Consider the following 12,256-nt stretch of genomic DNA (forward strand, 5'->3'; position numbering starts at 1 on the left):
AACATATGATTGTCGTCATATGAACGAGAAGACAGCCCGCCGCGAAGCCACGCATGAACGCATCGTGGACACCGCCGCCCGTGCTATCCGCCGTGCGGGGTACCACGGCATCGGCGTGGCCGACATCATGAAGGAGGCCGGCCTGACCCATGGCGGCTTCTATGCCCACTTCGCTTCCCGCAATGCCATGCTGGCCGAGGCCGTCGAGCGGGCGGGCCAGCAGAGCGCCGAGCGCCTGGCCACCCACACCGCCCGCCGCCGCGCCCGTGGCGCCAGCCCGCTGCGCGCGCTGATCGAGGTGTACCTGGCCGATGCCCACCTGGGCGCCTGCGAGGAGGGCTGCCCGGTGGCCGCGCTGGTGGGCGAGATGCCGCGCCAGCCCGACGAAGTGCGCCAAGCCTCGGCTGCGCGGGTGCAGAAGTTGATCGCCAACGTGGCCGCCGCGCTGCCCGAAGGCGCGCCGGCCGAGCGGGCGCCGGCCATCGCCGCGGCCCTGGTGGGCGCGCTGCAGCTGGCCCGCGCGCTGGGTGACAACGCCCAGGGCCGCGCGGTGCTGGCCGCCACCCGCAAGGCGCTGATCGAGGACAACGACCAGCCCTGATGCCTTTCCTGCCGGGCCGTGCGGCGCGTCACCGCACGGCCTTTTGTTGGACCCGGAATATGACGCTCATCATACGATTGCGAGCCTGACATGAACTTCGAACGACTGATCAAGGATGCCGTGGTGCTGATCACCGGTGCCAACCGCGGCCTGGGCCGCGCCCTGGCGCAGGAAGCGCTGCGGCGCGGCGCGCGCAAGGTGTATGCGGCCGCACGCGACGTCCGGAGCGTGACGCTGGAAGGCGTGGTGCCGGTGCAGCTGGACGTCACCCATGCGGCCGACGTGCAGCTGGCCGCCGAGCGCTGCCGCGACGTCACCCTGCTGGTCAACAACGCCGGCATCGCACGGGTGGGCGGCTTCCTGGCGGCGGAGGCGGAGCTGCATGCCCGCGACCTGCTGGAGACCAACTACTTCGGCCCGCTGCGCATGGCCCAGGCCTTTGCGCCGGTGCTGGCCGCCAACGGCGGCGGCGCGCTGTTGAACGTGCTGTCCGTCGCCAGCTGGATGCCTTCCACGCTGCTGGCGGCCTATGCGGCCAGCAAGAGCGCCGCCTGGTCGCTGACCAACACCCTGCGCCAGGAACTGGCCGGCCAGGGCACGCTGGTCACCGGCCTGCACGTGGGCTTCATCGACACCGACCTGACCCACGGCTTCGACGTGCCCAAGGTCACGCCGCAGGCGGTGGCGCAACTGGCCCTGGCCGGCGTGGAAGCCGGCGCGGCCGAGGTGCTGGCCGACGACATCACCCGCCAGCTGAAGGCGGGGCTCTCGGCCCCGCAGGCGCCCTACCTGCTGGCCGCCGCCCGCTGAGGGCGCGCCGTCCGCCGGCCTAGCCAGCGCCGCCGCTGCAACCCTGCGGCGGCTGCTGCGCAAACATGGCCTGCATCCGCTGCTGCATCTGCTCCGGCGTCGGATCCTCGATGTGCGTGGCCACCATCCACTGGTGGCCGAAGGGATCGGTGATCTGGCCGGCGCGGTCGCCCCAGAACTGGTCGGCCACCGGCATGCCGATGCGGGCGCCGGCCGCCACCGCACGCGCCACCACCGCATCCACGTCGGGCACGTACACCACGGCAGTGCTGGCGGTGCCGCCCAGCGTCAACGGGCTCAGCGCCTGGTACTGCGGCTGCTCCTCGGTGAGCATGAAGCGCGCGCCGCCGATGCTCAGCTCGGCATGCATCACGCTGCCGGCGGGCGTGTCCAGCCGGAAGGTGAGCTGCGCGCCAAGCGCCTGCTGGTAATACGCGATGGCGTCCTGCGCGCCGCGCACCACCAGGTACGGGATGGCGCCGTTGCACGGCGGGGTGGGGTTGACCGAAGCGGATGGGGATGTCGTCATGGCATGCACTCCTGCGGCGGACCGGCGAAGCACCGTTCCTGCGCTGACGACGAAGCAGCCACCCCGGCTTCGACAGCGCGAGCTGCGACAGCATGTAACTCGCTCGAAAGGGGGGGATGCCATGCGGGCGCCGCTCCAGAGAATCGCCCGCAGCCGGCCACCGAGCCGGCCCATGACAAAAGCTCAGGAGTGGGAATGACACTGTTTCGATGGCTGCGCCTGTGGGCGCTGTGCATGTTCGCGGGCCTGGCGCTCGCGGGTTGCTTCGGCGACGACGACGATGACGGCGGCGACGGGACCGGCACCGGCCTGGTGGCCGCACCCACCATCACCACCGCCCCGGCAGCGCTGGCGGTGGCCGAAGGCGCCACCGGCACCTTCAGCGTGGTGGCCGAAGGCCCCGGCCCCTTGACCTACCAGTGGCTGCGCAACGGCACCGCCATCGCCGATGCCACCGGCGCCAGCTACACCACTGCGCCGGCCACCGCGGCCGACAACGGCGCGCTGTTCAGCGTCACGGTCAGCAATCCCGGCGGCAGCACCACCAGCGCCACCGCCGCGCTCACCGTCAATGCGGGCGCGCGCGGCACGCTCAGCGGCCGCGTGCAATCCGCCGCTGATGGCCAGGGCCTGGCCGGTGCGGTGGTGGAGGTGGGTGGCCTGAGCACCACCACCGGCGCCGACGGCAGCTTCACGCTGCAGGCCCCGGCGGGCCTGCGTGCCGTGGCCCGTGTGCAGGCCCCCGGCCATGCGCCTTCGGTGCGCATCGCCAGCATCGTGGCCGGTCAATCCACCACGATGACCGCCCAGCTGCTGCCGGTGGGCAGCACCACCAGCGTGACGCTGGCCAATGGCGGCGACGCGACCGTGTCGGGCTCCACGGCCCGGGTCAGCCTGGCGCCCGGCAGCCTGGTGCGCAGCGATGGCGGCACCGCCGCGGCCAGCGTGAACGTCTCGCTCACGCCCATCGATCCCTCGGTGAACCCGCAGCTGATGCCCGGCGACTTCACCGCCGGCAGCGCGGCCGCACCGCAGCTGATCGAGAGTTTCGGCGCCCTGCAGATCGACATCCGCGACGCCTCCGGCGCGGCCTACAACCTGGCCGCCGGCCGCACCGCCACGCTGCGCATTCCGCTGGGCACCCGCTCGCCCACGCCGCCGGCCACGGTGCCGCTGTTCTTCATGAACGAAGCCACCGGCCGCTGGGTGCAGGAAGGCAGCGCCACGCTGCAGGGCACCATGCCCAACCAGTACTACGAAGGCAGCGTCACCCACTTCAGCACCTGGAATGCCGACCAGGTGGCCGAGACGGTGCGCCTGAGCGGCTGCGTGCGCGATGCCGCTGGCCAGCCGGTGGCCAATGCCCAGGTGCTGTCCGACGGCATCGACTACTCCGGCAGCTCCCGCGCCGTCAGCGGTGCCGACGGCCTGTTCGTCATCGAGGTCAAGCGCGGCGGCCTGCTGACGCTGTCCGCCCTGGCGGGCGACCGGCTGACCAACACGCTGCGGGTGCAGGGCACCACCACCGCCGCCGATGCCACCGTGGCCGAATGCCTGGTGACCTCCTTCACCACCGCCGGCGTCAGCGCCAAGCTGACCTGGGGCACGCTGCCGGAGGACGTGGATTCCTACATGCTGGCGCCGGACGGCACGCTGGTCTGGTATGGCAATCCGGGCAGCCTGGCCAGCGCTCCCTACGTGGCACTGGACGTGGACGACACCACCAGCTTCGGCCCCGAGGTCATCACCGTCACGCGGCTGATGCAGGGCACCTACCGCTACCTGGTGAACAACTACGACGAGACCTTCAACCCCGGCCTCACCGGCTCCCCGGTGCGGGTGGAGCTGAACCGCGGCGGTGCGCTCACGCTGTTCAGCCCGCCGGCGGGCGAAGGCAGCAACCTGTGGTGGCATGTGTTCGACCTGGTGGTGGACGCGAACTGTGCCGTCAGCGTGGTGCCGGTCAACACCTGGAGCGCCACCGCGCCCGCCGCGCCTGCGGCGCCGGCCACCCCGCCGGCCCTCTGCCAGCCGCGCTGAGGCGGCTGGAAGCGGGCCCCGCCAGGCGGGGCCCGCGCCGCCTCAGGCGGCCGCCAGGCCCAGGGCCTGCGCGACCAGCACCGCCTCCTGCTGCTGGTGCAGCAGCTTGGAGGAGGTGGCTCCCGCCGCCGTCACCGGCCGGGCCACGCGATGCAGCGGGGTGCCGGCCGGACAGGCTGCGGCCATGGCGGCCTGCAGGTCGTCGCGCACGAAGGACCAGGCACCCTGGTTCAGCGTCTCTTCCTGCGCCCACACCACTGCTTCCACGCCCGGGTGGCGGGCCAGCGCCTGCGCCAGCGCCTCGGCGGGGAAGGGGTAGAGCTGTTCCAGCCGCAGCAGCGCCACGTCGTCCAGCCCGGCTGCCGCCCGCGCATGCTGCAGGGCGTAGTGCAGCTTGCCGCTGCTGATCACCACCCGGCGCGCCGTCGCCTTGGCCGCCATGCCGTCGTCGGCCAGCACCGGCGCGAAGCCTCCCTGCAGCAGCGCCGCCAGCGGCGTGTGCGAGGCCGGCTCCTCATGCAGGGTGGTCTTGGGCGTCATCACCACCAGCGGCCGCGGCTCGGCCGCCAGTGCCTGCTGGCGCAGCAGCTTGAACATCTGGCCCGCGGTGGAAGGCATCGCCACCTGCAGGTTGCCCGCGCCGCACAGCTGCAGGAAGCGGCTGAGCCAGGCATTGGAATGCTCCGGCCCCACGCCTTCATAGCCGTGCGGCAGCAGCAGCACCAGCGGGCTGCGCTGGCCCCACTTCTCCTCGCCCGCGGCGATGTACTGGTCCAGGTAGACCTGCGCGCCGTTGACGAAGTCGCCGAACTGGCCTTCCCACACCGTGAGCGATCGCCAGGCTTGCACGCTGTAGCCGTACTCGAAGCCGACCACCGCTTCTTCCGACAGCACCGAGTTGACGATGTCGAAGCGCGCCGCCGTGCCCAGCTGCTGCAGCGGCACGAAGGTGTCGGGCTGGCCGGGCTGCGGCGCCTGGTCATGCCACACCGCATGGCGGTGCATGAAGGTGCCGCGCTGCACGTCCAGGCCCGAGACCCGCACGTCCACGCCGGCCTGCAGCACGCTGGCATAGGCCAGGGTCTCGGCCAGGCACCAGTCGGCATGCGGATGGCGGCCATCGGCCGCGGCCTGCCAGCGCTGCACCAGCTTCTCGATCACCGGATGCGGCACGAAGCCTTCCGGCCAGCGGGTGAGGGCAGCCACCGCCGCCTGCACGCTGCCCGGGCCCCAGGGCCGGGCCTCGTGCGGTGCCGGCAGCGCGGCCTGCACCGGCTGCAGTGCGCCGGTGGCCGCGGGCTGGCCGAAGGCCTCGCGCACCGCGCGCCGGGTGGCGGCGATGCGGGCCGCCATCTGTGCATCGCCGGCCGGGCCGTCGCTGGCCAGCGCGGCGCCGTACAGGTCGACCACCGAAGGCTTGTGCTCGGTGAGCGCATAGCCCAGCGGATTCGTCACCTTGGGTGCATCGTGCTCGGAGTGGCCCAGCCGGCGGTAGCCGATCAGGTCGATCACGATGTCGGTGCCGAAGCGCATGCGCCAGTCCACCGCGATGGCGGCGGCGCGCAGCACGTCCTCCGGTGCATCGGCACTCACGCGCAGCACCGGCGCGTCCACCATGCGGGTGACGTCGGTGCAGTAGCGCGCGGCCTGCGCGTCCATCAGGTTGAGCTCGGTGAAGCCCACCTGGTTGTTGATGACCACGTGCACCGTGCCGCCCACCGAGTAGCCGACCTTCTGCGTCAGCGCCAGCGTCTCCATCACCACGCCCTGGCCCGCGAAGGCCGCATCGCCATGCATGACGATGGCCAGCGCGGGCGTGCCGGCCCGCTGGCAGGCGTGGGCCATGCCCATCACCACCGGGTACACGCTCTGCAGGTGCGAAGGGTTGGGCGCCAGCCGCAGCATCACCTCGCCGGCCCGCGTGGCCAGGCGTCGGCGGCCGCCGCGGTGGTAGATCAGGTCGGTCTGCGCCTCGGGGTGGCGGGGCCGGCGCTGGAAATGGTCCAGCACCTCCGCCACCGGCATGCGCAGCAGGTTCACCAGCAGGTTCACGCGGCCGCGGTGCGGCATGCCCATGAACACGTCGGCGATGCCGTGGCCGGCGGCCGCGGCCAGCAGCGCATCGGCCAGCGGCAGCAGGGCTTCGCAGCCTTCCAGCGAGAAGCGCTTGCCCTCGGGATGGTGCTCGGCCACATGGTGTTCCCAGGCCTGCGCCTCGATCAGGCGGTCCAGCAACGGCAGGCCGGCGCCGGCCGGTGCGTTGCGCGGGGCTTCCATGCGCTGCACCAGCCAGTCGCGGCGGGTCTCGTCGCGCACGGCGGAGGCATCCAGCGTCAGCGCGCCGCACCAGGCGGCCTTCAGCCGCTCGTCCAGCGCCTGCACCTGCTGCAGGCCGTGCCAGGCGCGGCCGTCGGGGGTCAGCGCGTCGGAGGGCGCCAGGCCGAAGCACGCGGGCGCCAGGCGCTGGATGTCCAGCGGCACCGCGCTGCCCAGCGGGTCCAGCGCCGCGAATCGGTGGCCGTGGCCACGGTGCGCCTCGATGAAGCGGGCCACCTCGGGACGCACACCGGCCGCCGCGTCGGCGCCCAAAGGCGGGTGCAAGGGGGTGGAGAACATCGGTATGTCCTGCATGCTGTGGGGCACCCGGGATCAGAGCGCGAAGGAGCTGACCACGCCGGTCAGCTGGCCGGCCTGTTCCTTCATCGCGCGGGCCGAGGCCGAGCTCTGCTCCACCATCGCGGCGTTCTGCTGCGTGGTGTCGTCCATCTGCTGCACGGTGGCGCTCACCTGCTCGATGCCGATGCTCTGTTCGCGGCTGGCGGTGCTGATCTCGGCCACGATGTCGCTCACGCGGCGGATGCTGGCCACCACCTGGTTCATCGTGGCGCCGGCCTGCTCCACCATCTTGCTGCCTTCGTCCACCTGGCTCACCGAGGCGTCGATCAGGCCCTTGATCTCCTTGGCCGCCAGCGCGCTGCGCTGGGCCAGGCTGCGCACCTCGCCGGCCACCACGGCGAAGCCGCGGCCCTGCTCGCCGGCCCGGGCGGCTTCCACGGCGGCATTCAGCGCCAGGATGTTGGTCTGGAAGGCAATGCCGTCGATCACGTCGATGATCTCGACGATGCGCTTGGACGAGTTGGCGATGGAGGCCATCGAGCCCACCACGCGTTCCACCACCTCACCACCCTGGATAGCGATCTGCGAGGCCGACACGGCCGACTTGCTGGCCTCGTCGGCACTGGCGGCGCTGACCTTCACGGCCGAGGTGAGCTGCTCCATCGCCGAGGCGGTTTCCTGCAGCGCGCTGGCCTGCTGCTCGGTGCGGGCGGAGAGGTCCAGGTTGCCTTGCGACACCTCGCTGGCGGCGCTGGCGATGGTGTCGGCGCCGCCGCGCACCTGCGACACGATGCGGTGCAGGCTCTGCACCATCTCCTGCAGCGCGCTCATCAGGCGGCCCACTTCATCGGTGCCGGTGTGCTCGGCGCGGTAGGTCAGGTTGCCGGCGGCCACGGCCTCGGCCAGCTGGATGGCGCCGCGGATCGGGCGGGTGACCGAGCGGGTGATGTAGGTGGCCGTCACCGCGCCCAGCAGCACCGCGATGACCGAGGCCACGATCATCTGCACCTTGGCGCTTTGCGAGCTGGCCTCGGCGCTCACCACGTCGGCCAGCATGCTCTGCGACTGGTGGTCAACCATCTTGTCGATCAGCGCGTAGTACTTCTGCTGCGGCGCCGGCATGTCGTTCTGGTAGACGGCCATCGCGGCTTCGCGGTTGCCTTCCTTCATCAGCGCGAACACCTTGGCCACCACGGCGCCGTATTCCTTGCGGGCGGCCGCCTGCTCCTGGAAGATGGCCCGCGTCTCGTCGGAGTTGAGCATCTGCTCGAACTTCTTCAGGTTCTCGGTGTTGGCCGCGCGGATGGCCGCGTACTCGGCCATGTGCTTGTTCAGCTGCTCTTCGTTGCCGGACAGCAGGATGCGGCCGATGGTGATGACGCCCTTGTCGCCATAGGCCTTGATGGTGTTGCTCAGCGCGATCTGCGCATAACGTTCACTGACCACGCTGTCCATCATGCCGCGCACGCGGTTCAGGCCGGAGGCGCTGATGGCGACGATGACGATGAGAAGCGCGATCACCACGGAGAAGGCCAAGGCCAGCCGGGTGCCAATCTTCAGGTTTGCAAACATGGGAGGTACTACGGGTCCTGCGGGGTTGGGCGCCGGCCGTCGCAGCCGGCGCGGGAAACGACCAAGGGCTGGCCGTGCAGTTAAGCCCGGGTTTTCGGCGCCGAGCCTTTCAAATTGAGCCCGCAGGTGAAAGTTGGCCGAATGAATCACTACTGGCGAGCCCGGACAGGCACGCAGTAACAAATTCGGGGCCCTGGGTCAGGCCGGCTGCTGCTGCAGCGCCCGCGCGATGCGGTGGCGCGAGACGGTGGGCTTGGGCACCCGCACGTCGAACCAGCTGCGCACGTCGGCGTCCAGGCCGATGCCGTGCATGTAGTTGTAGATGGCTTTCTTCAGCGCCTGGCCCATCGCGTCGTGGTCGGTGCCGGTGGGGTCGATGAAGGCCACGTCGTTCTTGGCGAAGCTGCCGGGCGGCAGCGGCTGCAGCGTCACGCCGTAGTCCTGCGGGTCACGCCCCACGGGGCTGTGCACCGTGCAGGCAAAGCGGTGGAAGAAGCCGCTCTGAATGCAGCCCTGCTCGAACAGCTGGCGCACGTATTCCAGCGCGTCCACCGTGTCCTGCACCGTCTGCGTCGGAAAGCCGTACATCAGGTACGCATGCACCAGGATGCCGGCGTCGCTGAAGGCCCGCGTCACCCGCGCCACCTGCTCCACCGACACGCCCTTCTTCATCAGCTTGAGCAGGCGGTCGGAAGCCACCTCCAGCCCGCCCGAGATCGCCACGCAGCCGCTGGCGGCCAGGGCCTCGCACAGCTCGGGCGTGAAGGTCTTCTCGAAGCGCACGTTGCCCCACCAGGAGATGTCCAGGTTGCGGCGCTGCAGCTCCTCGGCCAGGCCCCACAGCGCCTTGGGCGGCGCGGCCTCGTCGACGAAGTGGAAGCCGGTCTGCCCGGTCTCCTGCACGATGGCCTCGATGCGGTCGACCAGCGTCTTGGCGCTGGCCTGCTCGTAGCGGCTGATGTAGTCCAGGCTCACGTCGCAGAAGCTGCACTTCTTCCAGTAGCAGCCGTGGGCCACCGTCAGCTTGTTCCAGCGGCCGTCGCTCCACAGCCGGTTCATCGGGTTGAGCATGTCCAGCAGCGACAGGTACTTGTCCAGCGGCAGGCCGTCCCAGGTGGGCGTGCCCACTTCGTCGAAGGGCACGTCGGGCTCGGGCATGTGCATGTAACGCACTGCGCCGGTCTCGGCATCGCGAAGGAAGCAGCGCACCAGCCGCTGGCGCGAGCGCTTGCCCTGCAGGTGGTCGATCAGCGCCAGCAGCGGCCGCTCGCCGGCGTCCAGCGTCACATAGTCGACGAAGTCGAAGAGGCGCGGTTCGGCCAGCTCGCGCAGCTCGGTGTTGACGAAGCCGCCGCCCAGCGCAATGGCGATCTGCGGATGCGCCGCCTTCACCGCCTGGGCGATGCGCAGCGCCGCGTACATCGCGCCGGGGAAGGGCACCGACAACAGCAGCAGCCGTGGCTGGTTACGCTCCACGGCGTGCAGCGCGAGCGTGCACAGCCGCTCGTCCACCAGGTTGGGCGGCGCGGCCAGGGCGGCGGCCAGCGGGTCGAAGCTGGGCTGGCTGGCGGCCAGCTGCTCGGCATAACGCACGAACTCGAAGCGCGGGTCCACCGCGTCGCGCAGCACGTCGGCCAGGTCGTTCAGGTACAGCGTGGCCAGGTGGCGGGCACGGTCCTGCAGGCCCAGCGCGCCGAAGGCCCAGGCCAGCGGGTCGCCGCCTTCGTCGTCCACATACACGTCCAGCGTGCGGAAGCGCGCGCCCTCGGGCAACCAGCGCCGGGTGTTGATGCGGTGCGCCAGCGTGGCGTCATGCCCCTGCAGGAAGCGGATGGTGGGACCGATGGTGGCCAGGTAGCGCTCGGCCTCGGCCAGGAAATGCGCCACCTGCGGGCTGCGCTGCGCGGCCGGCAGCGCCTCCGCGCGGCTGCGCACGGCGGCCAGGCCGGTGGGCGACAGGAGGTCCAGCACCAGGGCCAGCGCCAGGTCTTCCTGCACCGCGTCGAACCCGCGCGAGCGCAGGAAGCCGGTGAGGTAGGCGGTGGACGGATAGGGCGTGTTGAGCTGCGTCATTGGCGGGATGACGGACAGCACGCGGAAGGGCTGGGCGGTGGACATGGGCGGGGCGCAGGCGGGGCGCGCATTGTCGGCCACGCCCCGGGCCGCCGCCGGGATGTGGGCTTAGGCCCGGCGCAGCGTGCCGACGTTCGACGAGATGTACCGGGCGATGGCAGACAGCACCTGCGCCAGGTCGGCCTGCACCGTCGCGAAGTTGGCATTGCGCTCGCGCGTGGCCTCGTCCATGTACACCGGCCGGCGCAGCTCGACCTGCAGGCTGTGGCGGCCCAGCGCCGGCTGGCCGATCTTGGCGATCAGGCCCACGCCCTTGTAGGGGTCGTTGCGGGCCACGGTGTAGCCGCGGGCGCGCAGCTCCGCTTCCACCAGCGCCACGAACTCGGGCGAGCAGGTGCTGCCGTCGCGGTCGCCCAGCACGAAGTCGGCCAGCGGATGCGGGCTTTGGATGCCCAGGCGCTCGTAGGCGTCGTTGGGCATGGAGTGCAGGTTCAGGTGCCACACGCGGCCGAAGCGCTGCATGGCCTCGTCCACCGCGCTGGCCAGTGCCGCGTGGTAGGGCACATAGCAGCGGCTGATGCGCTGCTGCACCTCTTGTACAGACAACTTGCGCGCATAGATCGGCGTGGCCGCATTGACGTTGCGCCACACCAGGCCGTAGCCCAGCCGGGTCTTCTCGCCGGGGTTCAGCGGCGTGGGCCAGGGTTGGTCGAGCAGCGCGGGGTCGAGGTCGTCCAGCGTGCGGTTAACGTCGATGTAGGTGCGCGGAAAGTGCGCGGCCAGCAGCGTGCCGCCCACCGCCGGCACGTCGGACCACAGTGCGTCGACATGGGTGTCCTCGCCCCGGCGCAGCAGCCATTGCGGCACCGCATGGCCGAAGTCCTCCGGGTAGTCGACGCCGCTGTGCGGCGAGTCGCACACCAGCGGCAGCGGTGCAGCCTGCGGTGCCAGCAGCGTGAAGGGCGCGCTGTCCATCGTCATTCGGCGCTGATGCGTGCCACCTTGGCCACGCGCTGGTAGCGGTCGATGGCGGCCTGGATCTGCCGCGCGAAGTCGGCCGGCGTGCCGGGGATCAGCGTCGCGCCCGACTCGTCCATCTTGCGGATGAACTCCGGGTGCTGCATGGCCTTGTGGATGGCCGTGTTCAGCCGCGCGATCACCGGCGCCGGCGTGCCGGCGGGCGCCACCACGCCGAACCAGCCACCGCCGCCCATGGGTGCAAAGCCCAGCTCGCCGTAGGTGGGCACGTCGGGCAGCATCGGCGAGCGCTTCTCCGACAGCACCGCCAGCGCGCGCAGCCGACCTGACTTGATGTGCGTCAGCGCCGAGGGCAGGTTGTCGGTGATGGCATCCACCTGGCCCGCCACCGCGTCGGTCATCGCCAGGCCGGCGCCCTTGTAGGGCACGTGCAGCAGGTCGATGCCGGCCAGCGACATGAAGTGCTCGATGTTGGCGTGCCCGAGCGAGCCGGTGCCCGGCGAGGCGAAGGCGTACTTGCCGGGCTCGGCCTTGGCCAGCGCGATGAACTCCTGCATCGTCCTGGCCGGCACCTTGGGGTTGACCGCGAACACGCTGGGCACGGTGGCCACGTTGGTCACCGGCGCGAAGTCCTTGACCGCGTCGTACTTCATGCGGCCGGCGTACACCGCGGGGTTGGAGCCGTGGGTGCTCATCGAGGCCATGCCCAGCGTGTAGCCGTCGGGCCTGCTCTTGGCCACCTGCTCCATGCCCAGCGAGCCGCCGGCGCCGGCGCGGTTCTCCACCACGAAGGTCTGGCCCAGCTCGCGGCCGGCGTACTCGGCGATCAGGCGGGCGGCCATGTCGGTGCTGCCGCTGGGCGAGAAGGGCACGATCAGCTTGATGGGCCGGCTGGGATAGGCCTCCTGCGCGGTGGCAGGAGCCAGGCCGGCCGTGGCCAACGCGGCCAGCGCCAGGCAGGCGGCGCGGCGGCCGGGGGAGGGAAGGCGGTGGATGCTCATGGCGGCGCAGTCTGGTGCAGGGCGGCCGCGGGCACA

9 protein-coding genes are annotated in these 12,256 nt (G+C 71.2%); 3 read left to right on the forward strand and 6 right to left on the reverse strand.

Annotated features, from left to right (window positions below; translation table 11 throughout):
* Positions 1 to 19: 19 nt before the first annotated feature.
* Both VO99_RS20895 and VO99_RS20900 read left to right on the forward strand, forming a co-directional pair.
* Complete coding sequence (locus tag VO99_RS20895; protein WP_046114863.1) at positions 20 to 601, forward strand: TetR/AcrR family transcriptional regulator; 582 nt, start codon at positions 20 to 22, stop codon at positions 599 to 601.
* A 90-nt stretch (positions 602 to 691) separates the two neighbouring features.
* The gene (locus VO99_RS20900; RefSeq protein WP_046114864.1) at positions 692 to 1,411 is read left to right on the forward strand and encodes an SDR family oxidoreductase; all 720 of its coding nucleotides are present in this window, start codon (positions 692 to 694) and stop codon (positions 1,409 to 1,411) included.
* 19 nt (positions 1,412 to 1,430) lie between these two features.
* Here the strand turns inward: VO99_RS20900 and VO99_RS20905 are convergent, their stop codons facing one another.
* Positions 1,431 to 1,940 carry a VOC family protein gene (locus VO99_RS20905; protein WP_046114865.1) on the reverse strand — a complete coding sequence of 170 codons (510 nt, stop codon included), beginning with the start codon at positions 1,938 to 1,940 and terminating at the stop codon, positions 1,431 to 1,433.
* A 195-nt stretch (positions 1,941 to 2,135) separates the two neighbouring features.
* Here VO99_RS20905 and VO99_RS29125 point away from each other — a divergent pair, with 195 nt between their 5' ends.
* Complete coding sequence (locus VO99_RS29125; RefSeq protein WP_052736508.1) at positions 2,136 to 3,980, forward strand: carboxypeptidase regulatory-like domain-containing protein; 1,845 nt, start codon at positions 2,136 to 2,138, stop codon at positions 3,978 to 3,980.
* Positions 3,981 to 4,022: 42 nt separating this feature from the next.
* On the opposite strand, the gene VO99_RS20915 is transcribed toward VO99_RS29125, so the two are convergent.
* The 5 genes from VO99_RS20915 to VO99_RS20935 all read right to left on the reverse strand — a co-directional run bounded on the left by VO99_RS20915 (position 4,023) and on the right by VO99_RS20935 (position 12,220).
* Positions 4,023 to 6,596 (reverse strand): 2-oxoglutarate dehydrogenase E1 component, encoded by a 2,574-nt coding sequence (locus tag VO99_RS20915; RefSeq protein ID WP_046114866.1) that lies wholly within the window; start codon positions 6,594 to 6,596, stop codon positions 4,023 to 4,025.
* A gap of 33 nt (positions 6,597 to 6,629) precedes the next feature.
* Entirely contained in the window at positions 6,630 to 8,168 is a 1,539-nt protein-coding gene (locus tag VO99_RS31745) for a methyl-accepting chemotaxis protein (RefSeq protein WP_046114916.1), read from the reverse strand.
* 198 nt (positions 8,169 to 8,366) lie between these two features.
* Positions 8,367 to 10,286, reverse strand: coding sequence for a B12-binding domain-containing radical SAM protein (locus VO99_RS20925; RefSeq protein WP_046114867.1), 1,920 nt, complete (start codon positions 10,284 to 10,286; stop codon positions 8,367 to 8,369).
* Between the two features lie 63 nt (positions 10,287 to 10,349).
* The gene (locus VO99_RS20930; protein WP_046114868.1) at positions 10,350 to 11,222 is read right to left on the reverse strand and encodes an N-formylglutamate amidohydrolase; all 873 of its coding nucleotides are present in this window, start codon (positions 11,220 to 11,222) and stop codon (positions 10,350 to 10,352) included.
* On the reverse strand, positions 11,219 to 12,220 hold the full coding sequence (locus tag VO99_RS20935; RefSeq protein ID WP_046114869.1) for a tripartite tricarboxylate transporter substrate binding protein BugE: 1,002 nt from the start codon (positions 12,218 to 12,220) through the stop codon (positions 11,219 to 11,221). The genes VO99_RS20930 and VO99_RS20935 overlap by 4 nt, the downstream gene beginning before the upstream one ends.
* Positions 12,221 to 12,256 lie beyond the last annotated feature (36 nt).

Source organism: Aquincola tertiaricarbonis (assembly GCF_000969605.1).
In the GTDB taxonomy this organism is placed as follows: Bacteria; Pseudomonadota; Gammaproteobacteria; order Burkholderiales; family Burkholderiaceae_C; genus Aquincola; species Aquincola tertiaricarbonis.